The organism is Phenylobacterium sp. SCN 70-31 (assembly GCF_001724605.1).
Lineage (GTDB): Bacteria > Pseudomonadota > Alphaproteobacteria > Caulobacterales > Caulobacteraceae > Phenylobacterium.
Genome location: NZ_MEEX01000005.1, coordinates 121237 through 145367, shown reverse-complemented (window position 1 = coordinate 145367; position 24131 = coordinate 121237). Strand labels below are relative to the sequence as shown.

At 70.7% G+C, this 24131-nt stretch carries 17 protein-coding genes and 1 riboswitch; of the genes, 5 read left to right on the top strand and 12 right to left on the bottom strand.

Translation table 11 applies throughout. The features are described from left to right. Nucleotides 1-2 precede the first annotated feature (2 nt). A complete protein-coding gene (locus ABS78_RS05220) occupies nt 3-1415 on the bottom strand; it encodes a short-chain fatty acyl-CoA regulator family protein (RefSeq protein ID WP_293375742.1) in 1413 nt (470 codons plus the stop codon). A 206-nt stretch (nt 1416-1621) separates the two neighbouring features. Here ABS78_RS05220 and ABS78_RS05215 point away from each other — a divergent pair, with 206 nt between their 5' ends. Further along, the gene (locus ABS78_RS05215) at nt 1622-2023 is read left to right on the top strand and encodes a MerR family transcriptional regulator (protein ID WP_293375740.1); all 402 of its coding nucleotides are present in this window, start codon (nt 1622-1624) and stop codon (nt 2021-2023) included. A gap of 46 nt (nt 2024-2069) precedes the next feature. Here ABS78_RS05215 and purH read toward each other — a convergent pair whose 3' ends face one another. The 4 genes from purH to ABS78_RS05195 form a co-directional block, all read right to left on the bottom strand. Beyond that, the gene (gene purH, locus ABS78_RS05210) at nt 2070-3665 is read right to left on the bottom strand and encodes a bifunctional phosphoribosylaminoimidazolecarboxamide formyltransferase/IMP cyclohydrolase (protein WP_293375738.1); all 1596 of its coding nucleotides are present in this window, start codon (nt 3663-3665) and stop codon (nt 2070-2072) included. A 22-nt stretch (nt 3666-3687) separates the two neighbouring features. After that, nucleotides 3688-3771: riboswitch (ZMP/ZTP riboswitch) on the bottom strand. Between the two features lie 42 nt (nt 3772-3813). Continuing rightward, the gene (locus tag ABS78_RS05205; protein ID WP_293375736.1) at nt 3814-5472 is read right to left on the bottom strand and encodes a heparinase II/III family protein; all 1659 of its coding nucleotides are present in this window, start codon (nt 5470-5472) and stop codon (nt 3814-3816) included. A 10-nt stretch (nt 5473-5482) separates the two neighbouring features. Beyond that, nucleotides 5483-6142, bottom strand: coding sequence for a ribulose-phosphate 3-epimerase (gene rpe, locus ABS78_RS05200; RefSeq protein ID WP_293375734.1), 660 nt, complete (start codon nt 6140-6142; stop codon nt 5483-5485). Nucleotides 6143-6203: 61 nt separating this feature from the next. Beyond that, nucleotides 6204-7715 carry a carboxylesterase family protein gene (locus tag ABS78_RS05195; RefSeq protein WP_293375732.1) on the bottom strand — a complete coding sequence of 504 codons (1512 nt, stop codon included), beginning with the start codon at nt 7713-7715 and terminating at the stop codon, nt 6204-6206. Between the two features lie 168 nt (nt 7716-7883). Between ABS78_RS05195 and ABS78_RS05190 the strand changes: the two genes are divergently transcribed. Further along, complete coding sequence (locus ABS78_RS05190; RefSeq protein WP_293375730.1) at nt 7884-10091, top strand: TonB-dependent receptor; 2208 nt, start codon at nt 7884-7886, stop codon at nt 10089-10091. Nucleotides 10092-10126: 35 nt separating this feature from the next. Here ABS78_RS05190 and ABS78_RS05185 read toward each other — a convergent pair whose 3' ends face one another. The 4 genes from ABS78_RS05185 to ABS78_RS05170 form a co-directional block, all read right to left on the bottom strand. Next, nucleotides 10127-13339, bottom strand: coding sequence for an error-prone DNA polymerase (locus ABS78_RS05185; protein ID WP_293375728.1), 3213 nt, complete (start codon nt 13337-13339; stop codon nt 10127-10129). Between the two features lie 331 nt (nt 13340-13670). Then, nucleotides 13671-14075 carry a VOC family protein gene (locus tag ABS78_RS05180; RefSeq protein WP_293375726.1) on the bottom strand — a complete coding sequence of 135 codons (405 nt, stop codon included), beginning with the start codon at nt 14073-14075 and terminating at the stop codon, nt 13671-13673. Nucleotides 14076-14123: 48 nt separating this feature from the next. Then, nucleotides 14124-15686 carry a DNA polymerase Y family protein gene (locus ABS78_RS05175; RefSeq protein WP_293375724.1) on the bottom strand — a complete coding sequence of 521 codons (1563 nt, stop codon included), beginning with the start codon at nt 15684-15686 and terminating at the stop codon, nt 14124-14126. Further along, nucleotides 15610-16425 carry a protein imuA gene (locus tag ABS78_RS05170; RefSeq protein ID WP_293375722.1) on the bottom strand — a complete coding sequence of 272 codons (816 nt, stop codon included), beginning with the start codon at nt 16423-16425 and terminating at the stop codon, nt 15610-15612. The genes ABS78_RS05175 and ABS78_RS05170 overlap by 77 nt, the downstream gene beginning before the upstream one ends. 137 nt (nt 16426-16562) lie before the next feature. Here ABS78_RS05170 and ABS78_RS05165 point away from each other — a divergent pair, with 137 nt between their 5' ends. Then, nucleotides 16563-17687, top strand: a complete 1125-nt coding sequence (locus ABS78_RS05165) for a glycosyl hydrolase (RefSeq protein ID WP_293375720.1) — start codon at nt 16563-16565, stop codon at nt 17685-17687. After that, nucleotides 17684-17947 carry a MoaD/ThiS family protein gene (locus ABS78_RS05160; RefSeq protein ID WP_293375718.1) on the top strand — a complete coding sequence of 88 codons (264 nt, stop codon included), beginning with the start codon at nt 17684-17686 and terminating at the stop codon, nt 17945-17947. The genes ABS78_RS05165 and ABS78_RS05160 overlap by 4 nt, the downstream gene beginning before the upstream one ends. Here ABS78_RS05160 and serA read toward each other — a convergent pair. Beyond that, nucleotides 17944-19518, bottom strand: coding sequence for a phosphoglycerate dehydrogenase (serA, locus tag ABS78_RS05155; RefSeq protein ID WP_293375716.1), 1575 nt, complete (start codon nt 19516-19518; stop codon nt 17944-17946). The genes ABS78_RS05160 and serA overlap by 4 nt on opposite strands. Before the next feature lie 126 nt (nt 19519-19644). Beyond that, nucleotides 19645-20832, bottom strand: a complete 1188-nt coding sequence (locus tag ABS78_RS05150) for a phosphoserine transaminase (RefSeq protein WP_293375714.1) — start codon at nt 20830-20832, stop codon at nt 19645-19647. 203 nt (nt 20833-21035) lie between these two features. Here ABS78_RS05150 and ABS78_RS05145 point away from each other — a divergent pair, with 203 nt between their 5' ends. Next, nucleotides 21036-21926, top strand: coding sequence for a DMT family transporter (locus tag ABS78_RS05145; RefSeq protein ID WP_293375712.1), 891 nt, complete (start codon nt 21036-21038; stop codon nt 21924-21926). Here the strand turns inward: ABS78_RS05145 and ABS78_RS05140 are convergent, their stop codons facing one another. Next, nucleotides 21927-24074, bottom strand: a complete 2148-nt coding sequence (locus tag ABS78_RS05140; RefSeq protein ID WP_293375710.1) for a PQQ-dependent dehydrogenase, methanol/ethanol family — start codon at nt 24072-24074, stop codon at nt 21927-21929. It abuts the gene before it with no gap. Nucleotides 24075-24131: the final 57 nt, after the last annotated feature.

Genomic DNA, 24131 nt, shown 5'->3' with positions numbered 1-24131 from the left:
GATCAGCTCCCCAGCCGGAAGGGGACCGTGCGGCGTTCGTGGGCGGGGACGCTGAGGCGGCGGTCCACCGGCGGGAAGGCGCGCTGGGCGCAGTCGTTGCGCTCGCAGATCCGGCAGCTCGTGCCGATGGGCGCGGCCGGTCCCTTGAGGTCCAGGCCTTCGGAATAGACCAGCTCGTGCGCGTGCTCGATCTCGCAGCCGAAGCCCAGGACGTAGCGGCGGTCGGGCGTGAGATAGTTCTCGGAGCGCTTCACCACGGCGCGCGCCACGCAGAGATAGCGGACGCCGTCGGGCATGGCGGCCACCTGCACCAGAAACCTGTCGGGCGCGGCCACGGCGTCGTGCACGTTCCACAGCGGGCAGGCGCCCCCGAAGCGCGCGAAGCGGAAGCGCGTGGCGCTGTGGCGCTTGGTGATGTTGCCGGCGTAGTCCAGGCGCACGAAGTAGAACGGGACGCCCCGGTGGCCGGGCCGCTGGAGGGTGGAGAGCCGGTGGCACACCTGCTCCAGGCTGGCCCCGAAATGGGCGGCGAGCTGCTCGACGTCGTGGCGCAGCGCCCGCGCCTGGGCGGCGAAGCGCCGGTATGGGGTGATGAGGGCTCCGGCGGCGTAGTTGCCGAGGCCCACCCGACAGACGTCGACGGCCTCGGTGCTGCGGAACCGCGCTTCCGCCAGTTCGCCTTCGATGACCGAGGACAGGTTGGCCACGGCCACCTGGTAGGCCATCTGGAACGCCCGCGTCGCCGCCGGCTGGCTGGCGTTCAGCCAGAGCTCGTGGGTGGTGGGATCGTAGCGCCGCATGACGTCGCCCAGGGGACCGTAGCGCACGCGCACCCCCAGGCGCTCGCGTAGGTACATCTCCATCAGCATGTCGGCCGGGCCCGAGGCGTCGAGGCCGATCTCCTGGGCCAGATCCTCGGCGGCGCGATCCAGGGCGTCGATGTAGTTGTCCTTGAAGTGGAAGAAGTCGCGGACCTCCTCGTAGGGGAGGAGCGAACTGGCCGCCGTCGCCTCGTCCAGGGACACGGCTTCCTCGGTCAGCTTTAGGCGTTCGGCCAGGCGGTGATTGGCGCGGTGCAGATCCAGGAACCGGCGAGCGAGCGCCGGGGCCTGCTGGGCGATCTGACGCAGCTCGCTGAGCGGGATGGGCTCCTCCCCCGTCCCGGTGTCGGCCACCGCCTCGCGCAGATCGGCGACCAGCCGCTGGCCCTCGTCGGCCTCGAACGTCGCGGCCGGCACCTCGAAGGTCTCGATCAGGCCCACCAGCACCCGGTCGGTGACCGGCCGCTGGTTGGCCTCGATCTGGGAGAGGTAGCTGACCGAAATCCCCAGCTTCTGGGCGCAGGCCTCCAGCCGCCAGCCCCGCCGCGCGCGAAGCTGGCGTACCTTCGGACCGACGAACAGCTTGTAGCGCATTTCACAATTTCACAAACTGACGGGCGAGCGGAGCCAACTCTTCGCACGAGTTCAGTTGAGATACGAAGGAAAACAAGGCTCCCTGCGATCTGCGCCTCACCGAGCGTGAGCCCTCCACCGTGTCAGCGCAAATTCGCTGTCCTGTGAGGCTTGCGTCGACGGGCGCCTGAGGAACGCTTGATCGGACACCCGAACGGACAACGCCCATGACCGTCGAGAACATCCACCATCTTCCCCGTCTCGGCATGGCCGGCGCCATGCGCCTCTATGGCCTGACCGCCCGCGCCCTGCGGTTCTATGAGGAAAAGGGCCTGGTCGAGGCCCGCCGGGACCGGCTGAACGCCCGCTACTACGATCCCGCCGCCCGTCGTCGGCTGGAGTGGATCGCCCGCCTCCGCAAGGCCGGCGTTTCCCTCCCCGACATTGAGGAGGTGCTGATGATCGAGGACGACGACGGCCGTGGCCGCGACTGCGCCGTCCGCAAGCTGGAGGCCCGGCGCGAGGCGCTGACCGCCGAGCTGGCGCGCCTGGACGAGGCGCTCGCCGAATACAAGGCCGAGCCGGCGCCCACGACGCCGCGTCGTCTCGGTCTCGGCGCCAAGGCCTGACCGACGCGACCCGGGCGCGCCGGCCGGCGCGCCCGCTCGTCGCGGCTCAGTGCCGGAACACCCGCACGCCGGTGAAGACCATCGCCAGGCCGCGTTCGTCGGCGGCGGCGATCACCTTGTCGTCGCCGATGGAGCCCCCCGGCTGGATCACCGCGGTGCAGCCGGCGTCGGCCGCCTGGATCAGCCCGTCGGGGAACGGGAAGAACGCTTCCGAGGCGCAGGCCGAGCCCTTGAGGTCCAGGCCGAAGTCGGCGGCCCGCAGCGCGGCGATGCGCGCCGAGTCCTTGCGGTTCATCTGTCCCGCGCCGACGCCCAGGGTCTGTCCCTCGCGGGCGTAGACGATGGCGTTGGACTTCACGTGCTTCGCAATCGTGAAGGCGAACAGCATGTCGCGGATTTCGGTCTCGGTCGGCGCGCGTCTGGTCACCACCTTCAGGTCGGCCGGGGTCAGCCTGGCGGTGTCTCGACCTTGCACCAGGAAGCCGCCCGCCACCGAGCGGAACGTCTCGCCGGGGGCCTGGGGGTCGGGCAGGCCGCCGGTCACCAGCAGGCGTACGTTCTTCTTCTTGCGGAACAGGGCCACGGCTTCGTCGTCGGCGTCGGGCGCGATGACCACCTCGGTGAAGATCTCCAGCGCCTTGGCCGCCGTCGCCGCGTCCAGGCGGCTGTTGAGAGCCACGATGCCGCCGAACGCGCTGGTCGGGTCGCAGGCCAGCGCCCGCTCGTACGCCTCGAGCAGCGAGCCGCCCGTGGCCACGCCGCAAGGGTTGGCGTGCTTGATGATAGCGCAGGCGGGCCCCTGGGCGGGGTCGAACTCGGCGATCAGTTCGAACGCCGCGTCGGTGTCGTTGATGTTGTTGTAGCTGAGCTCCTTGCCCTGGAGCTGCCGGGCCGTGGCGACGCCGATCCGCGGGTTCGGGAAACGGTAGAAGGCGGCCGCCTGATGCGGATTTTCGCCGTATCGCATGGTCTGGACGAGGTCGCCGGCCATCGCCTTGCGGGTGGGCGGGCCATCCGTGTCCAGCACTTGGGCGAACCAGGCCGAGATCGCCGCGTCGTAGGCCGCCGTGCGGGCGTAGGCCCTGGCCGCCAGCCGCTTGCGCAGGGCCAGCGTCGTCGCGCCGCCGTTCGCCAGTTCGGCCAGCACCTCGGCCATGTCGGCCGCCTCGGTGCAGACGGCGACATAGCCGTGGTTCTTGGCGGCCGAGCGGATCATCGCCGGCCCGCCGATGTCGATGTTCTCGACGCAGGTCTCATAGTCGCCGCCCGCGGCCACGGTGGCCTCGAACGGGTAGAGGTTGACGTAGACCAGGTCGATCGCGCCGATCCCGTGCGCCTCCATCGCCGTCCTGTGCTCGGGCGCGTCGCGCACGCCCAGCAGGCCGCCGTGGACGATGGGATGCAGGGTCTTCACCCGTCCGTCCATCATCTCGGGAAAACCGGTGAGGTCCGAGATGTCCTTCACCGGCAGCCCGGCGTCGGCGATGGCCTTCCGCGTGCCGCCGGTCGACACCAGCTCCACGCCCAGCGCGGCGAGTTGCGTCGCCGCCTCGATCAGGCCGGTCTTGTCCGAGACAGAGATCAGGGCGCGGCGGACCTGGACCTTTTCGGGGGCGGGCGGAAAGTCTGGGGCGGCGGGCACGGCATTCTCCTCAAGGGTTCAAGAGAGATGCCCAGGCGAGCGGCAGGATATGGTCGCCGCGCTCCCCGGTGGTCGCCCACCTCATTCGCCAGTCACGCGGGATGGCGCGGGCTTAGGCCTCCCCGCGGCGCCCGTCAATCGCGGCGCCTCAACCCGCCGCAGGGGCCAGCTTCCAGCGCACGCGCGCACCGGAGTCGGCGCGGCGCTGGCCGCGCAGAACCAGTTGCACGCCGGGACGTCCGGACCGCGGGTGAGGTTCCAGCGCGACGTCCAGGGCGTCGTTGCGCAAAACCCATCCGCCGCTTTCGCCGTCCAGTCTGAGCAGGACGCTGCGCCGGTCCTGGGAAACCAGGGCGTGGACGCCCTCGGCCAGGGGAAAGCGCAGGGCGTAGGGCACGAAATGGCGGCCGTCCGGCCCCTGGGCGCGCGCCGTGGGCGTGAGGCGATCCTCGCCGCGCACTTCGCCCAGCCGCAGGTCCAGATAGAGCCGGCGCTGATGCAACAGGCCGTGGCGGCGGGCCCAGCCGTGATGGGCCGCGTCCAGCCAGAGCGCGTCGGGCGCGCCGTGCCGTTCGACGTCCACCGCGAAGTCGGCGTCCGCCAGCCGTTCGCCCAGCACGCGCGCGGGCCAGCCGGCCAGGCGGCGTGCGAACCCCGCCTGGTCCACCTCCACCGTCGCTCCGTCGGCGATGTCGCGGCCGAAACCGCCGAACAGGCGGCGGCCGTTCACGAGCAGCTCGAAGCCGAGGGGCTGGGCGCAGGCGTCGGCGGCCCAGGGTCCGCCCGGCGGCGGCCCGGCGTCGAGGACGATCTGCACCCGGCGGGCGTCGAGCCTCTGGTAGCCCCCCAGTTCGCCGGGGGTCGGCCGGTCGCCGGCCTCGTCCTGGGCGCGGGCGGCGGCCACATAGGCGGGCGTGCGCCGGCGCCCGCCGTGGAAGGTCGCCAGGGTCCCGTCCGCGAGCGTGAAGAACCGGACCGCGCCGGCCAGGCGGTCGATGGCCCGCTGAACCGCGTCCGGCGCGGCCTGGCCCCGCTGGATCAGCGCCTCGTCCAGGGTCTGGAGGTCGAACAGCAGTTCCAGCGAGACGTCGGCCCGGCGCGACGCATGTTCGCCCTCGGGCGACACGGCGGCGTCCAGGGCGGGCGACAGCCTGTCCAGAGCCTTGCCCAGCAGCCGCCGGCCCGCCTTTCCGCGCAGGGCGGCGCCGGCCACGGCTGCGGCGGCGTAGCGCCGGGCCGCCGTCTTCACCGAGCCGGGGAACAGCAGGTCGCGCGCCTGCCGCGCCAGATCGGCGGCGATCTGCGCGGTCTCGGCCTCGGACGCCCGCGCCGACAGCCTCGGCGCGAAACAGGCCAGGTTGTGGACCCGGCGGGCCATCACCTCCGGGCTCCATGCGAAGCTGTTCCAGCGTCCGAACAGCCGCCGCCATTCCAGAACGAGACGGAGCGCCTCGGCGGCGCCTTCGGGCCCGGCGGCCATAAGGTGGGGCAGCCATTCGAAGCCGTGCAGGGCCCGGGCGAACGCCTGGCTGGGGCAGGGCCGGTCCCAGGGGTCGCCCCGCACGCCGACGGCGAGGGTCGCGCCTTCCATCACGAACACGCCGGTCAGGATGGCGCGGCCGATCTCGGGATCGGCCGGGCGGAAGTCGCGGGGCTGAATCGCGAAGCCCTCGGGGCGCGGCCCGGAGATCATCCACCGCCAGGGGCCGGACGCGCGCCACTCCTCGGCCAGCATCCGACCCGCGCCGACCGCGAACGCCCGGGCGAACTCGCCCCCGGGAAGGCGCGGCGATGGTCTTCCCGCCATCGCCGGCCGGTCAACCGCGAAGCGCGGCGATATTGGCGGCGTACATCTCCGCCCCGCCGCGGAAGACGGCGGTTCCGGCCACCAGCGCCGTGGCCCCGGCGGCGATGCACAGCGGCGCCGTATCGGGCGTGACGCCGCCGTCCACCTCGAGCGGGATGTCGCGCCCCTCGGCGTCGATCATCCGACGCAGGGCTTCGATCTTGCGAAGCTGCGAATGCATGAAGGTCTGCCCCCCGAAGCCCGGGTTGATGGACATGACGAGGATCAGGTCGATCTCGTCCATCATCCACTGGATCACCGAGGGATCGGTGGACGGGTTGAACACGACGCCCGCCTTGGCCCCCAGCTTGCGGATCTGCTTCAGCGTCCGGTTCAGGTGCGGCCCGGCCTCGGGGTGCACGCTGACATAGTCGGCGCCCGCGTTCACGAACGCCTCGATATACGGATCGGCCGGCGCGATCATCAGGTGGACGTCGAACGGCAGCTTCGAGTGCGGGCGCAGCGCCTTCACCACGTCGGGGCCGATGGTGATGTTGGGCACGAAATGGCCGTCCATCACGTCCACGTGGACCCAGTCGGCGCCCGCCGCCTCGATGGCGCGCACCTCCTCGCCCAGGCGCGCGAAGTCGGACGCGAGGATGGAGGGGGCGATGACGACGGAAGCAGCCATGCCTCCGCTTACCGCGATGCGGCCCCCGCTGCCAATCGGGCGTCTCGGCGGATCGTCGAGTTCACTTCAGGCCGAGCGTCGGAACCACCGCCGCGGTCTGGGCGTCGAGCCGGCTTTTGCGGAAGTTGCGGCGCACGCCGCTCTCCCGTCCGAACTCCATCAGGGCGTCGTTGCGGGCGTCGTACGTCGGCCAGGCCTCGGTTGCGCACGCCGGCGCGGAGGTCCGTGCGAAGCTGACCCAGCAGGCGTGCATCCGGTCGGCCATCGCCCGGTCCTCGGCGCTGACCACGCTCATCGGCGTGCGCCGGCCCCAGTATTCGAAGACATACGGGATCTCCGCTGCGTGTGCGGCCGTCGTCACGCGCGGGCGCATGCGCGTGGCGACATACGAGAAGTGATAGAGCCACGCCGGTTTCCCGGCCGCGGCGTTCGCCGCCACCCAGCGGGCCGGGCCGCCGAACATCCGGTCGGTGAAGATCGCGCGGGCCAGCGGTTCGTCACCGGCCGCCGCCTCCTCGGCGTAGACGGCTCGTGCGGCCGGCGGGATCAGGGCGATCTGCTGTGGCGTCACGCGCGGCCCCATGAGCGAATCCTCGCCCGAGTTCCAGCCGATGATCAGGGGCACGTCGGCGAATCCGCCGCGCGCCAGCGCCTGTGTCGGCGTGCGCTCGAGCAGCCGGCCGTCCACGAAGGGCTGATAGTCGCCGTCCAGCGTCGCCAGCGCCTCGACAGGCAGGGCGCGCAGTTCGGCAGCCGTGGCCGTCTCGTTCAGGCCGAGCGTCTTCGCCGCGGCGACGCCGGCCGCCTCGCGCGCGGCCAGGGACGACGGGGGAAACCAGCCCAGGCCCGACTGGACGATGGCCTTGTGGAAGAGGCCTCCCGCTCCTGGGGTCGCCAGGATGGCCAGCGTGCTCATTCCGCCGGCCGACTCGCCGAAGACCGTGACGTTGCCCGGATCTCCTCCGAAGGCGGCGATGTTGGCCTTCACCCATTTCAACGCCGCGATCTGATCCATGAGCCCGAAGTTGCCCGTAGGGACCGGTACGGCCTCTTTCGTCAGGGCGGGGTGCGCGAAATATCCCAGCGCGCCGAGGCGATAGTTGATCGCCACCAGAACCACGCCGTCGCGGGCGAAATTCTGGCCGTCGTAGACCCAGCCGGCGCCGGTGCGATGACCCCCGCCGTGGAGCCAGACCATGACCGGGGCGCGCTTCGCCAGCTTCGGTGCGAAGACGTTGAGCTGCAGGCAGTCCTCGGACATCGGCCCGTTGGCGCCGCCCAGGTTGGGCGATCCGTCGGCGTTCATCGGCTGGGGGCAGGAGGGGCCGGGCCGGACGGCGTCGCGCTCGCCGTCCCAGCCGGTCGCAGGTTGCGGCGGCGCCCAGCGCAGAGGCCCCACCGGCGGCGCGGCGAAGGGGATGTTGCGGAAGATCAGAGCGCGGTCGGTCGTCTCGCCGACGAGCACGCCCTGAGGCGTCCTCAACGCGACAGGCTCGGCCTGTGCGTGAAACGCGCCCGCCCACCAGACCGCGCCCGCGAGAACCGCCGCGCGCCACATCCCGCCGATGCCCATCGTCCGTCCTCCTGGCGATCCGGCGGGATTAGCGGGTCATTTCGCCCAGACGGCAACCCGCACCGTCGCCTCCGTCGACGTGACCGCCTGCGCCATAAACTCGCCGCTTCGCGAGTCGAACACTCCAGCTTGCGCGATGCGGGGGCGTCGCGCCGGGGGAACATCGCCTTGCAGAGACGCATACAGCGGCTTTCCGCCGCCTCGGCCATCTGGCTTGCGCCATGTCTGGCGTCGGGGGCGTTCGCGCAGACGCCATCGTCTTCGGCGCCCGCCCCCGCCCCCGCCCCCGCTCCGGCCCCCACCGTCGGCGAGGTGACGGTCCAGGGCGCGCCGGTCGCCGTGCGGTCGTCCATCGACCGTCAGAGCTACAGCGTGGCCAACGATCTCCAGGCGACGACGGGGGCGATCAGCGACGCCCTGCGCAACGTGCCGTCGCTGGAAGTGGACGTGAACGGCAACGTGAGCCTACGCGGCGATCCCAACGTCACCATCCTCATCGACGGCAAGCCGTCCGGCATGTTCCGGGGCGAGGGGCGCGGCCAGGCGTTGCAGAGCCTGCCGGCCAACCAGATCGAGCGGGTCGAGGTCATCACCAATCCCTCCGCCGTGTTCGACCCGAACGGCAGCGCCGGCGTCGTCAACCTCGTGACCCGAAAGACCCGGACGCCCGGCGTCGGCGGGTCGGTCCGCGGCAATCTGGGCGACGGCGGCCGCTGGAATGGCGGCGGCAGCGCGGCGTGGCGGAACGGGCCCGTGGCGATCAGCGGCGACGGCTTCCTGCGCCATGACTCCATGCGACAGTCCACGACCCAGATCCGGGAGACGCGCGATCCCGCCACCGGCGTGGTGCGGACGTCGGGCCGGGACGGCGTGAACACCGGCGCGGTGGACCTGACCATGCTGCGCGGCGCCGTGGAGTACGACCTCGACCCCACCACGCGTCTGACCGTCGAGGCGAGCCATCGCGAGATCGAGGTGGATTTCGACTATGTCGAGGCGTTCGGCGAAACGGCGGCGGGCGCGGCCACGCGCGCATTCGACCGGTCGGGGCAGGTGCGGCAGGCCCGCCCCGAAACCGAAGGCGCCGTCCGGTTCCGCAAGACCTTCGGCGAAGGCCATACGTTCGACATCGACGTGAGCCGGGAGCGCGAGGAGAACACCCTCGAGCGCCGCTTTCTGACGCGGAGCCGCATCCCGGCCGGCCCCGATCTCTTCGAGCGGTTCCGCCAGGACGGCCGCACCGACGAGACGGATGTCGACATCACGTACGAACGTCCCTTCGCCTCGGGCGCCAAGCTGAAGCTGGGCGCAAGCCTCGACGCCGAGGACAGCGTCTTCGACAACCTGGGCGAGACGGGTCCGGCCGCTGGCGCGGTCACCCTCGATCCCGGCCGCACGAACCTCTTCCGCTTCCACCAGGACGTCTATGCCGTGTTCGGGTCCTATGAGCGGCCGTTCGGCGACCTGACCGTGCTGGCGGGCCTGCGCGGCGAGACCGTGCGCATCGACGTCAACCAGGTGACCCAGGCGATCCGCGGCGGCTCCGAGGCGACGGACGTCTATCCCTCGCTCCACCTGCGGCGGCGCATCGGCGAAACGGGCAGCCTGTCGGCCAGCTACAGCCGACGCATCCAGCGGCCCCAGCCGCAGGACTACAACCCGTTCGTGGTCTACCAGGACGAACGGAACCTGCGCGCCGGCAACCCAAACCTTAGGCCGCAGGTGCTGGATTCCTTCGAAGTGGGCGCCCAGCATCGCCGGTCCGGCCGGACCCTGCTGGCCACGGCCTATTATCGTGACGGGCGCGATGCGGTGAACGACGTCACCCGCGACGTCGGCGGCGGCGTGTTGCTGACCACGCGGGAGAACGTGGGCGCGTTTCGGTCGGCCGGGCTGGAGCTGGTGGCCAACGGCCGCCTCGCGCAGGGTCTCACCTACAATGTCAGCGGAAACCTGCTCTGGAGCGAGATCGATGCGCGCGACCTGGGCTTCGGCAGCGGAAAGCGGGACACGGCGACGGCCTTCGGGCGGGCCAGCCTGAGCTGGCAGGCCTCCAGCCGCGATTTCGTCCAGCTTAGCGGCTTCCTGAACGGCAAGCGATTGACGCCGCAAGGGTATTCCCAGCCCACGGGCATGCTGAACCTGGGCTATCGGCGGAAGGTGGACGACCAGCTCTCGGCCGTGATGACGGTGCAGGACATCTTTGCGACCTTCCGCGACCGGCGGGTGATCGAGACAGCGGATCTGCGCGAGGTTCAGACCTACAGGCCCCGCCAGCGCGGCGTGTTCGTCGGCTTCACCTACACCTTCGGCGGCGGTCGCGCGCGCGATCCCGGCTTCGACTTCGGCGCGGGCGGCGGCGGGCCGCCGACCTAGGTTGGGCGCGGGCCCAGGTTTCGGCCGATCCCGCCTCAGTGGAAATCCCGGCTGCGGATCAGGCGGCCGGTCACTTTCGAACGGGCCGAGATCGGCTCGCCGTCGTCGCGCAGTTCGGCCAGCCGGTGGGAGAGGTCGGTGAACCGCTCGGCCACCAGATGGATCACGTCGCCCTCCTTCTGCACCTGGCCGTGAACGACCACGAAGCCGGCCCCCATCACCACCCCGCGGGCGGCCTCGAAGGCGTCGCGCCAGACGACGATGTTGGCCACGCCCGTCTCGTCCTCCAGGGTCATGAAGATCACGCCCTTGGCGGTCCCCGGCCGTTGCCGCACCAGGACCAGGCCGCCCACCGACAGGCGCGCCCGGTCGCGAGCGGCCCTCAGATCGGCGCAGGGCCGCGCGCCCATCGCCGCCAGGTCGCCGCGGAAGAAGTCGATGGGGTGGGCCCGCAACGACAGGCTGGTGGTGCGGTAGTCCTCGGCCACGCCCTGGGCGGCCGTCATGAACGGCAGGGGGACCTGGGCCTCCTTCACCACCTGGCGCAGCAGGAGCGGGGCCGACGTCTCGGCGTTCCATTCCCCCGCCAGGCCCTTCACCGCCCAAAGCGCCTCGCGGCGGGTGAGCCCCAGGCTGCGGAAGGCGTCGGCCTCGGCCAGCAATTCCATCGACCGCCGGCCGAAACCGCCCAGCCGGGCGAAGTCCCGCACCGTGCGCGCGCCGGCCGCCCGCGCCCTGGCCAGCGCCGCGCCGTCGGCCTCCTTCTTCAGGCCTTTCACCTGATGCAGACCCAGCCGGACCGGGCGCAGCCGTTCGCGCGGATCGTCTTTTTCTTCCAGGGTGGTCTCCCAGGCGCTGAACATCACGTCGGGCGGGCGCACCTCGACGCCATGCTCGCGCGCGTCGCGGACCAGTTGCGCCGGCTGGTAGAAGCCCATCGGCTGGCTGTTCAGGAGCGACGTCAGGAAAGCGTCGGGATGGACGCATTTCACCCAGGCCGACGCGTAGACCAGCAGCGCGAAGCTGATCGCGTGACTCTCCGGGAAGCCGTATGAGCCGAAGCCTTCGATCTGCTTGAAGCACCGCTCGGCGAAGTCGCGGTCGTAGCCGCGGCGGGTCATGCCGCCGACGAACTTCTCCTCGTAGTCCCCCACGTTTCCCAGGTTGCGGAATGTGGCCATCGACCGACGCAGGCCGTCGGCGTCGTCGTCCGAGAACTCGGCGCCCGTGATGGCGATCTTCATCGCCTGCTCCTGGAAGAGCGGCACGCCCAGGGTCTTTTTCAGGATCTTTTCCAGTTCGTCCGGCGGGTAATCCGGCCCCGGCCGCGGATAGTCGACGAGACGAGGATTCTCCCTTCGCTTCAGATAGGGGTGCACCATGTCGCCCTGGATCGGACCAGGACGAACGATCGCCACCTCGATCACCAGATCGTAGAAAATCCGGGGCTTCAGCCGCGGCAGCATCGACATCTGCGCCCGGCTCTCAACCTGGAACACGCCGATGGAGTCCGCCTTGCAGAGCATGTCGTAGACGGCGTCCTGCTCCTGCGGAACATCGGCGATCTCGACGATGCGCCGGCCGTTCGGCAGCGGTGGCAGGAGATCGAAAGCCTTCTTCAGCGCCGTCAGCATCCCGAGCGCCAGGACATCCACCTTCATCAGGCCCAGGGCGTCGATGTCGTCCTTGTCCCATTCGATGAACGTGCGGTCCGCCATCGCCGCGTTGCCGATGGGGACCGTCTCGTCCAGCCGGCGCCTGGTCAGGACATAACCGCCCACGTGCTGCGACAGGTGGCGGGGGAACTTCAGCAGCTGCTCGGCCAAGGTCGTCGCGCGGCGGATCTCGGGGGCCTCGGGATCGAGGCCGGCCTGGCGGATATGCGCGTCCGGAACCGCGTCGCCGTAGCTGCCCCAGACGGTGTTCGCCAGGGCGGCGGTGATGTCCTCGGTCAGGCCCAGCGCCTTGCCCACCTGCCGGATGGCCATGCGCGGTCGATAGTGGATCACCGTGGCGACGATGGCGGCGCGGTGGCGGCCGTAGCGCCTGTAGACGTACTGCATCACCTCCTCGCGGCGCTCGTGTTCGAAATCCACGTCGATGTCGGGCGGTTCGCCGCGGTTCTCGGAAAGGAAGCGCGAGAAGAGCAGTTCCTGGCCCGGCTTCGCCGGATCGACGGCCGTGACGCCCAGGCAGTAGCAGACGCACGAATTGGCGGCCGAGCCGCGTCCCTGGCACAGGATGCGCAGTTCCTGTCGCGCGTGCTGGACGATGTCGTGCACCGTGAGGAAGTAGTTCGGGTAGTCGAGCCGCTCGATCAGGTCGAGTTCCTGCTCGAGGATGCGGACGACATCCTGCGACGGGCCGCCGGGATAGCGCTCGGCGGCCCCGGCCCAGGTCAGGTCGCGCAGGTGCTGGATCGCCGTCTTGCCGGGGGGGACCGGTTCGTCCGGATACTCGTAGCGGAGGTCGCCCAGGTCGAACGCCACGCGGTCGGCGATCTCGGCGCTGCGCCCGACCGCGCCCGGAAACTCGGCGAAGAGGCGGACCATCTCGTCGGGCGCCTTCAGATGCCGCTCGGCGTTGGCCAGCAATCGCAGCCCCGCCTCGTGGATCGTGCAGCCCTCGCGGATGCAGGTGAGCACGTCCTGCAGCGGCCGCCGGTCGGGCGCGTGATAGAGGACGTCGTTCGTGGCCACCAACGGCAGGCCGCCCCGGTCGGCGAGGGCCGCCAGCCGGCCGATGCGGTGCAGGTCCCGCGCGCCGTAGCGCCGCGCAGCCGCCAACCAGACGTCGGGCAATTCTCCCGCCAGCCGACGAAGGTCGCCCTCGAAGGCCTGGTCGAGGTCCTCGGGCGGGATCGCGAGCACGAGCTGGCCTTCGGCATGGCCCAGGAAATCCTCCCAGTGCAGCTCGCAGCCCCCCTTCTCCGTCCGGCGCTGGCCGGCGGTGAGCAGACGGGTGAGGCGGCCGTAGGCCTCCCGGTCGGTGGGGTAGACGAGCAGGCTGGGCGTTCCGTCCACGAAGTCGAGGCGGCAGCCCGTCAGGGCGCGCACAGTCACGCCTTGATGATTGAGTTTCTGCTGCGCCCGCCATGCCCGCGCCACGCCGGCCAGGCTGTTGCGGTCGCAGATCCCGATGGCGGCCATCCCCAGCTCCGCCGCCCGGGTGACCAGCTCCCACGGATGCGACGCCCCTCGCAGGAACGAGAAGTTCGTCGCCGCCTGCAGCTCGACATAGCGGGTCATGGCGCGGCCTTCCGGCGCGCTGGGCGCCGCAGGCGTCCTGTGTCCTGGCCACGAGCCCACACGAAAGACCCGAACGGACGGGTCATCCCCAGCCTTCGCGTGAGCGGAGGCTCAGTGTCCTTTGTCCACGGATGCACACGGATCGACACGGATGATGGCCGCCGCGCCATCCGTGTGTCTCCGTGCGCATCCGTGGCTCCCTGACGTTCGAGAGGCGCCGCTTCGCGGCCTCGCAGGACTGGACGCCGGCGCACCCCGCCACGACCTGTTCGTGTTTTGCGTGGGGGTTCGTGGCCCGCGCTCCTTCCTGGAATGAGAGGAAGCCGCCCGCTCACGTCAGGTCGGTGAAGGGGTTCCAGGCGACTTCCCAGAGATTCTCCTCGGGGTCGGCGAAGTAGCCGGAATAGCCGCCCCAGAAGACGTCCTGCGGCGGCTTCACGGCAGTCGCCCCGGCGGCCAGGGCTTCGGCGAAGGTGGCGTCGACCTCGGCCTTCGAAGGCTCGTTGCGGGACAGCACCACGCCGCCGAACCCCGAGCCGTCCGGCGACACCTGGGCGTCCCGGGCCTGTTCCTCGCGTGGGAAGAGGCCGAGCCACGTTCCCTCCATCCGGAACATCACCATGTCGTCGCCCGGGGCGTAGTTGTGGGTCGGGAAGCCCAGGCCGTCGCGGTAGAAGGCGATCATGCGCGGCAGATCCCGCGCGCCGAGGGTGATCAGGCTGATCCTGGGTTTCATGAAGTCTCCTTTGGCGCTCGGGAACGTCGGGGCGGCGGGAGGGCTTGGTCATCCGAACACCCCGTGCATCCACCATTGCGGAGGGGCGCCCGCGTCGGCGTAGAGACCGGCGCGGAACAGCCAGAAGCGGGCGCCGTCCTGGTCCTCCACCCGGTAGTAGTCGCGCACGCGAACGGGCGAGACGTCCTCGATGTCGCGCAGCCACCAGTCCTCGCCGATCCGTTCCGGGCCTTCGGCGCGGCGGACGTCGTGGACGCGACCCCGCCAGCGAAAGCGACGCGGCGGGTCGTCGGGGAGAAGGGCGTAGACGCCCTCCAGAGGCTCGGGCCGACGGAACAGGCGCACGGGCCGCGGCGTCCGGGAATCCCACGGCGCGGCCGTGGTCCGGGCTCCGATCGCGGCGATCCGCGCGACCGCCTTCTCCGGGATGTGGCTTTCCATCGGGGCGGCGCGCCAGACCCGGTCGGCGCCCAGGCGGTTGACCAGGCGGTCCACGAGCGGAGTCAGCCCGTCCTCGGCCGCCGGCGTCTCGCCGGCCTCGATCCGAGTCTGGAGAGCCTGGACGGCCTCCACCTCATAGGCGCACAGGGTGATGGCCTCCACGCCGAAGCCCGGGTCCACGGTCTCCAGACGGGGCTGGAACAGCCGGGCGATCCGCGCCGCGTCGCGTCCGGCCAGCGACAGCCCGGCCTCGAGCGGCAGCGCCCGGCCGTCCACCCGGTGGAAGGCGAGGGCGAAGCGCCGTGCGCCCCGTCCCCCGGCTTCCAGGCGGCGGCACAGTTCGGCCACCACGTCCTGTGTCACCCGGGCCATGTCCTCGGGCGCCGAGACGGGCTCGAAGAAGGCCAGCCGCGCCATCCAAGGGGTCGGCGGTCGTCGGAACCTCAAGGCCTCGGGCGCTCGGCCCAGCGCCTGGTCCAGCCGCATGAGGGTGCGAGCTCCGAAACGTCGTCCCAGCGGCGCTCGGGGGATGTCCAGGAGTTGTCCCAGCCGGCTTAGGCCCAGACGTTCGATCTGGGCCGTGGCCTCGGGTTCGAGCCGCAGGGCGGCAGGCGGCAGCGGCGCCAGGAGCGCCGCCTGTTCCCCCGGCGGCGCGATGGTCCCGTCGCGGCCGTGGCGGGCCAGGGCCCAGGCCGCACCGGGCGTGTCGGCCAGCGCCAGGCGGAAGGGCAGGCCGTTCGCGAAAAGCCGGGCCCGCAGATCGGCCATCAGATCCGCTTCGCCGCCCCACAGGTGGGCGACGCCGGTCACGTCCAGGAACAGACCGTCCGGAGGATCGGCGGCGACGGCCGGGGAATAGCGGACGCACCAGTCGACCAGCGCCTCCAGGGCCGCCGCGTCGGCTTCGGGTTCGGCTGGCGCTACGATCAGGCCTGGAACCCGTGCGCGAGCGTCGGTGAGTTTCTGGCCCGGTTGCAGGCCGAGGGCCGCGGCCCGGTGATCGACGGCGGCCAGCCGCCGCGCCTGGCGAACGGTCTCCACCAGGGCGAACGGCGTCTCCGCGTCAGCCGATGGGGCTTTGGGCGACGCGGCTTCAGGCCGCGCGGCGGCCCGCCGTCGCCAGTTGGCGATCGCCCAGCGGGGCGACCAGGCGCAGAGGATGCGTGTCATCCGAGGCCTCCCTGTAAAAGCCCGGCCCGCCGCCGTAGACGCAGGCGGCCTCCAGAATCCAGGCGCCGGGCCGCCCGCCCCGGCACCGTTCCAGCGTCACGGCCAGACGCGGCGCGCCCAGGCCGACCCCCTCGGCCGGCGGCGCGGACGGGGCCGAGGCCACCCGCCAGCGCGTAGCCGCCGCCGTCCCCGGTCCCAGTCGCTTCGCCTCTCCGCCGAAGGGGCGTCGGTCGAGGACGAAGCCGGTCGATCCCCGTCGCTCGCAGGCCAGTTGCAGTCGGCGCCCGGCCGTCAGGTCGATCGTTCCGGCCTCGCCGAAGACCACCGAGACCCCGGGCGTCGCCAGGGCGTCCTCCATCACCCCCAGCACCTCGGCCTCGTCCCGCGCCCAGACCTGCACCAGGCGTGCTGCGGGAAATCCCAGCCCGGCCAGCCCCGGCGCCCACAGGTCGTCGCGCCGGAACACCCAGACCGCCTCGCCCCGCCGGGCGAGAGGCGAGGCCGCCAGGCCGGCGAAGAGGGCGGGCGCGGCCGAAAGCTCGGTCTCCATCCCGTCGGCGGCCACTTCGTGCCAGCGGCCCAGCGGCAATCCTCTCCCTCCAAGGCTTCCGCCCGGCAGGCAGGCGTCGATCGCGGGGACGCCCAGAGGGATGACGCCCGCATCCGGCCGCGCACCGCCCTCGATCCTGGCGATCCGGGCGGCCAGGTCTGCGATCCGCGGCGCGGGCCCCTGGGCCATGAAAGAAAGACTCCTGATTGTTCGTCTTTTGTTCTATTCTTCGCGCGCCCGGAGTCAAGGTCCGGAAACTGCGCTTCCGCTGTCCGGGTTTGTCGGACTAGGCTCCGCCCGAACGTCCTGGGATTGGGAGGTTCCAGATGACTCACGCGATCCAATTGCTCGTCGGGTCCCGAAAGGGCGCCTGGATCTATCGCAGCGACACGGCCCGCCGATCATGGTCGGTGGAAGGGCCGTTGTTCCTGGGCCAGATCATCAACCACTTCGTCCGCGACCCGCGTGACGGCCGCACGATGCTGATGGCCGCCTCCACCGGCCACCTCGGACCCACCATCCTGCGCTCGACCGACGGTGGCGCGACCTGGGCCGAGGCGACGCGGCCGCCGGCCTTCCCGAAAGGCGACCCCCATGGCCGTTCCGTGAATCATTCCTTCTGGCTGGAGCCGGGCCACGCGTCCGAACCGGATGTCTGGTGGGCCGGCGTCTCGCCCCCCGCGCTGTTCCGAAGCGGCGACGGCGGCGACACCTGGGAGAGCGTCGAGGGCCTGAACCTGCACCCTCGGGCGATGGACTGGTTCCCGCCCGAGGGCGGCACGCCGGACGGCGCCATCCTGAACCAGGTGGTGATCGACCCTCGAGACGCCCGGCACATGTACCTGGCCACCTGTTCGGCCGGGGTGCTCGAAACCCATGATCAGGGCGCTACATGGCGACCCCTGAACCAGAACGTCCGCTGCGACTTCCTGCCCGACCCGTATCCGGAATTCGGCCAGGACAGCCACTATATCGCCCTGGCGCCGTCGGACCCTGATCGGATCTGGCAGCAGAACCACTGCGGGATCTATCGCCTGGACCGTCCCGCCGAACGATGGGAGCGGATCGGCGAGGCCATGCCGGCCGACATCGGCGATATCGGCTTCACCGTCGTACCCCACCCCCGCGACCGCGACACCGCCTGGGTCTGGCCCATGGACGGAACCGAGGTGTGGCCCCGCGTCAGCCCCGGCGGTCGGCCCGCCGCCTACCGCACCCGTGATGGCGGCGCCACGTGGGAACGGCAGGACCGCGGCTTCCCGGCCGAGCAGGGATGGTTCACCGTCAAGCGCCAGGCGTTCTGTGGCGACGCCTGTGCGCCGGCCGGCCTCTACATCGGCACGACCGGCGGCGAGATCTGGATGAGCGACGACGAAGGCGGGACCTGGCGCCAGGTCGCCGCCCACCTCCCCGAAATCTATTCCGTCGTGGCGGTCCCGCTCCGGCCATGATCGCGGTTTCGATCCCCTCGCAGCTCATCGCCTATACCGACGGCGCCACGCGGGTGATGGCCGAGGGGGCGACGGTGGCGGCGGTGCTCGACGACCTGGACCTCCGGTTTCCCGGCCTGAAGTTCCGCGTGGTGGACGAACAGGATCGCATCCGTCGCCACATGCGGATCTTCGTGGGTCCGGACGAAGCCCGAACCGTCGCCGCCCCCGTCGGGGGCGGCGACCAGGTCCTGATCTTCGGGGCGCTGAGCGGCGGCTAGAAGCGCAGGACGCGCGCTTCCTTCACGTGCGGCAGCGCCTGGATCTTCTCAAGCAGATCGGCCGACGGCTCCTGGTCGACGCCCACGAGGGCGATGGCGTCGTCGTTCGCGTCGATCCGGCCGAGGTTGAAGGTGGCGATGTTCACGCCCGCCTCGCCCAGAAGGCCGCCCAGGGCGCCGATGAAGCCGGGCTTGTCCAGGTTGTTGACGTACAGCATGCGCGGCAGGAACGGCGCGTCCAGCTCCATGCCCTTCACCTCGACGATCCGCGGGGCCCCGGCCATGACCGAACCGGCGAACGAACGCCGGCCCTTCTCGGTGGTCACGGTGATCCGCATCAGGCTGTCGTAGATCGGCGACTCCTCCTGGCGGCTTTCCGAGACGGTCACGCCGCGTTCCTTGGCCACCGCCGGCGCCGAGACCATGTTGATCTCGGCCAGCATGGGCCGCATCACGCCGGCCAGGGCGGCGGCGCTCATGGGCTTGGTGTTCAGCTTGGAGATCTCGCCCTCGAAGGCGATGTCCACGGCCTTGATGCCGTAGTCCAGCATCTGGCCGGCCAGGGCGCCCAGCTTCTCGGCCAGGGCCACGAAAGGCTTCAGGCGCGGGGCCTCCTCGGCCGTGACCGAGGGGCTGTTCAGGGCGTTGGTCACCGCGCCGGTCAGCAGGTAGTCGCTGATCTGCTCGGCCACCTGCAGGGCGACGTTCTCCTGCGCCTCGTTGGTGGATGCGCCAAGGTGCGGGGTGGCCACGAAGTTGGGCGCGCCGAACAGCACGTTCTCCTTCGCGGGCTCCTTCACGAACACGTCGAAGGCGGCGCCGCCGACCTGCCCGCTCTCCAGGGCCGCGCGGAGGGCGTCCTCGTCCACCAGGCCGCCGCGGGCGCAGTTGATGATCATCACGCCCTTCTTGGCCTTGGCCAGGTTCTCGGCCGACAGGATATTGCGGGTCTTGTCGGTGAGCGGGGTGTGCAGGGTGATGAAGTCGGCCCGCGCCAGCAGGTCGTCCAGCTCGACCTTCTCGACCCCCATCTCGACGGCCCGTTCCTCGGACAGGAAGGGGTCGTAGGCGACGACCTTCATCTTCAGGCCCAGGGCGCGGTCGGCGACGATCCCGCCGATGTTGCCGGCGCCGATCAGGCCCAGCGTCTTGGCGTACAGCTCGACGCCCATGAACCGGCTCTTCTCCCATTTTCCGGCCTGGGTGGAGACGTCGGCGGCGGGGAGCTGGCGGGCCAGGGCGAACATCATCGCGATGGCGTGCTCGGCCGTGGTGATCGAGTTGCCGAAGGGCGTGTTCATCACCACCACCCCGGCGGCGGTGGCGGCGGGGATGTCGATGTTGTCGACGCCGATCCCGGCGCGGCCGATGACCTTGAGATTCTTCGCGGCGGCGATGACGTCCTTGTTGGGCTTGGTGTCCGAGCGGACGACCAGTCCGTCGTAGTCGCCGATGACGGCGATCAGCTCGTCCTTCGAGAGGCCGGTCTTGATGTCGGTGTCGACGCCGCGCTGGCGGAAGATGTCGACGGCGGCGGGGCTGAGGCTGTCAGCGATGAGAACGCGGGGCATGTCGGGCTCCATCTCCCCTCTCTCTCAGAGGCGGGGGCGAGGTGTGTGTGTGTTGGCGCGGGTGACAGTGGGCGTTTTTTCACCCTCCGTCGGTCCTTCCCGCAGAGGGGAAGGACGCACGGCGGTTCAGGCGGTGGCGAGGTCGGCGGCGACGGACGCGAAGGCCCAGTCGAGCCAGGGCGTCAGCGCATCGACGTCGGACGTCTCCACCGTGGCGCCGCACCAGATCCGCAGGCCGGGAGGGGCGTCGCGATAGCCGCCGATGTCGAGGGCCACGCCCTCCTTCTCCAGCACCGAGGCCAGCTTCTTGGCGAAGTCGGCCTGGGCGTCGGCGGGCAGGCCGGTGACGCGCGGATCGACCACCTTCAGGCAGACCGAGGTGTTCGAGCGCGCGGCCGGGTCTTCGGCCAGGAACTCGACCCACGGGGTCTTCGCGACCCAGTCGGCGAGGATGGCCAGGTTGGCGTCGGCGCGCCGGCGCATCTCGGCCAGACCGCCGATGTTCTCGGCCCATTTCAGGGCGTCGATGGCGTCTTCCACGCAGAGCATGGAGGGCGTGTTGATCGTGGCGCCCTCGAAGATCTCGAGGTTCACTTTGCCGCCCCCGCCTTCCTTGTTGGGCTTGGTCATGCGGAACAGCTTGGGCATCGGCCAGGCGGGGGTGTGGCTTTCCAGGCGGGCCACGGCGCGGGGGCCGAGGATCAGGACGCCGTGCGCGGCCTCGCCGCCCAGCGCCTTCTGCCAGGAGAAGGTGACCACATCGAGCTTGGCCCAGTCGAGATCCTGGGCGAACGCCGCCGAGGTGGCGTCGCAGATGGTGATCCCCTCGCGGTCGGCGGAGATGAAGTCGGCGTTCGGCACGCGCACGCCCGAGGTCGTGCCGTTCCAGGTGAAGACCAGGTCGGCGTCCTTGCGAACCTTGCTCAGGTCGGGAAGCTGGCCATAGGGCGCGTCCAGGACCTCGGCCGCGATCTTGAGCTGCTTGGTCACGTCGGTGACCCAGTCCTTGCCGAAGCTCTCGAAGGCCAGGAGCTGGACCGGCTTCGGCCCCAGCATGGACCACAGCGCCATCTCGACCGCGCCGGTGTCCGAGCCGGCGACGATACCGATCAGGAAATCGTCCGGCACCTGCAGCACCGCGCGGGTGCGATCGATGGCGTCCTTCAGTCGCGCCTTGCCCAGCTTGGAGCGATGCGAGCGGCCCAGGACGGCGTTGCTGAGATTTTCGGGGGTCCATCCGGGGCGCTTCGCGCACGGGCCGGAAGAAAATTCGGGACGAGCCGGGCGAAGCGCCGGCTTCGGCGTGGTGGTCATTGCGATGTCTCCCATCCTTGCAGATGGGCAGCGCCCCGTTGGGGGGGCGTGGCCCGCGCGCCAAAAGCTCTCGTTTGATCTCGAGCGCAAGCAAAAGTTTTCCGGAATGCACGTCCACGCCGTCGCGGAAGCCGGTTTCCGCGGAAGCGGCCATGGCGGCGCCTGCGGCGATATGATCCAACCGGGGCCTGGGGGACGGAACCATGCGGGGAAGCGCGTTCGACTGGCTGGTGCTGGCCGCACTGGTGGTCATCTGGGGTTCGGGCTTCGCCGCCCTGAAGGTCGCCACGGCGCACATCGATCCGGCCTGGAACACGGTGGGCCGCATCGCCATCGCATCCGCCACCCTGGCCGTGGTGCTCGTCCTCCAGCGCCAGAGCCTGCCGTCGCTGCGGCATCCCGCGTGGCGCGCCTATGCTCTCATCGGCTTCTTCGGAATGGCCTTTCCCTTCGTGCTGTTCGCCTACGCGTCGCAGCAGCTGCCTTCGGCCGTCGTGGCGATCTGCAACGGCGCCTCGCCCATCTTCACCGCCCTGCTGGCGCATCTCTTCGTGGCGGGGGACCGGCTGAGCTGGCGCAAGGCCTTCGGCGTCGGCCTGGGGTTCGCGGGGCTGGTGACGCTGGTGGCGCCGCGGCTGGTCGGGGGCGTGACCGTGGAGGCGGCGGCGGTCGTCGCAGCGCTGTCCGGGGCGGCGCTCTACGCCGTGGCCAACATCGCGACCCGCCGCGCGCCCGAGGTGTCCTCGACGGCGGGGGCCCTGATGATGTGCCTGTGGGCGCTGGTCTTCGCCCTGACGGCGGCGCCCCTTCTCGATCCGATCCCCGACACATGGCCGCCCTGGCCCGCCGTGCTGGCGGTCGCCGCCCTGGGTGTCTTTTCCACCGGCCTCGCGACGGTGGGCTACGTCTTCCTGATCCAGCGGCGGGGGCCGCTCTTCATGTCGATGTCCATCTACCTGGCCCCTTGCCTGGCCACCGCGCTCGGCATGGCGGCGCTGGGCGAACGGCCCGGCTGGCCGGCCTTCGCCGCGCTCGCCCTGATCCTGGCGGGCGTGGGCGTCGTCACCTGGACGACGCGCTCTGCGCCGTCGTGACTATCGGCCCGCCGCCGCCATGGGGGCCGCGGCCTTGGCCGCCGCCGCTTGGGCCGTTCGCGCCTCCTGGATGACGTAGGCGCGGATGTCCTCGGCGCCCTTGGCGTCGAAGAAGCGGGAGAAGCCGGCCATGCCGCGACTGGCGCTGGCGCCGTCGATCACCACGCCCTTCCAGTTGTCGGCGGTCAGCAGCATGGGCGAGGCCTTGAGGTCCGGCAGCCACGATCCCGACGCGTTCGGTCCGTGACACACCTGGCAGTTCTGGTGGTAGAGCGCGAAGCCGTTCTTCACGTCGCCGGTGGAGGCGACCTGCGTCAGGTCGATGGCGGGCGCGGCGGGTTGAGGGAACTCGGGCGCCTTGGCCGTTCCGCCCAGCTTGTACACCAGCAGCCGCCCCGGCAGGCGCGGTCGCGCAGGCATCAGGCCGGGCGCAGAGATCTGACCGCCGCCGCCGGCGCCCACCATGATCGCCACATACTGCTCGCCGCCCAGCTCATAGGTCATCGGCGCGGCGATGACGCCGTTGCCGGTCTTCGCCGTCCAGAGCGGGGCGCCCTTGGCGGCGTCATAGGCGGTGAACTCGCCCTGGGCGTTGCCCTGGAACACCAGGCCGCCGCCCGTCGACAGGACGCCCGCGTTCCAGAAGTGCGGATGCTCCACCCGCCAGACCTCTCTCTGGGCCACCGGGTCCCAGGCGACCAGCGTGCCCTTGATCGCCGCCATCATCGCCTTGATCTGCGCCTGGTCGGTGGGCAGGGAATTGGCCAGGAAGTCGGTGCCCGTGTTCCAGGCGCCCGCCCGGACGGCGAAGCCCTTCTCGTCGGTATAGGGGAACGGCGTGGCTTGCGTCGGAATGTAGACGAGGCCGGTCTTGGGGCTGAACGCCATCGGCTGCCAGTTGTGGCCGCCCAGCGGTCCCGGCAGGGCCAGAACCGGGTTCTTCTCATAGCGCGCCCCGGGGGTCTCCACGGGCCGGCCGGTAGCCAGATCGACGTGGGTGGCCCAGGTGATCGGCACGTAGTTCTTGGCCGAGATCAGCTTCCCGGTGGCGCGGTCCAGCACGTAGAAGAAACCGTTCTTCGGCGCCTGCATCAGCACCTTGCGTGGCTGGCCGTCGATGTTCAGTTCGGCCAGCATGATGTGCTGGGTGGCGGTGTAGTCCCAGCTCTCGCCGGGCGTCGTCTGATAGTGCCAGACGTACTCGCCGGTGTCGGGTTTCAACGCCAGGATCGACGACAGGAAGAGGTTGTCGCCCTTCCCGCCCGACCGCTTCATGTGGTTCCAGGGCGTCCCGTTGCCGATCCCGAAGTACATGATGTCCAGCTCGGGGTCGTAGGCCATGGAATCCCACACGGTGCCGCCGCCGCCGGTCTCCTTCCAGGCGCCGTCGCTCCAGGTGGCCGCGGCTTTCTCGGCCATCACCTTGTCCGAGGCCGCGCCGTCGGGCGCGCCGGTAGGGTTTGGCGTGGTGAAGAAGCGCCAGGCCAGCTTTCCCGTAGCCGCGTCATAGGCCGAGATGTAGCCGCGCACGCCGTACTCGGCGCCGCCGTTGCCGATCAGAACCTTGTCCTTCACCACCCGCGGCGCGCCGGTGATGGTGTACGGCTTGGACGTGTCGGTGGTCTGGACCTCCCAGTCCACCGCGCCGGTCTTGGCGTTCAGCGCCACCAGCCTCCCGTCGATCGTGCCGACGTAGACGCGGCCCTTCCAGACCGCGACGCCGCGGTTCACCACGTCGCAGCATGCGTCGAAGCCCTTGGCGCCCTCGACCCGCGGATCGTAGGCCCACAGGCGCTCGCCGGTCTTGGCGTCGAAGGCGAACACCTTGGACCAGGCCGTGGAGGTGTAGAGCACGCCGTCGATCACCAGGGGCGTCGCCTCCTGGCCGCGGTCGGTGTCGAACTCGGCGTACCACGCCAGGCCCAGGTCCTTGACGTTGGACGCGTTGACCTTGTCGAGCGGGCTGAAGCGCTGCTCGGAATAATCCTTGCCGTAGGACAGCCACTCGGCGTTGGCGGCGGCGGCCAGAAGGCGCTCGCTGTCGACATGTCCGGCCGGCTTCTGGCAGGCCGCGAGACTCGCGGCGGCGACCAGCGCCAGGCCCAGGCGGATACCCAGAGGGGCGACACCCCGACGGACGATCTTCATGCAGCCCTCCCCAGCAGCCGATTTCGTTCGGGCGATCGGCGTTCCGGCACGCACTAT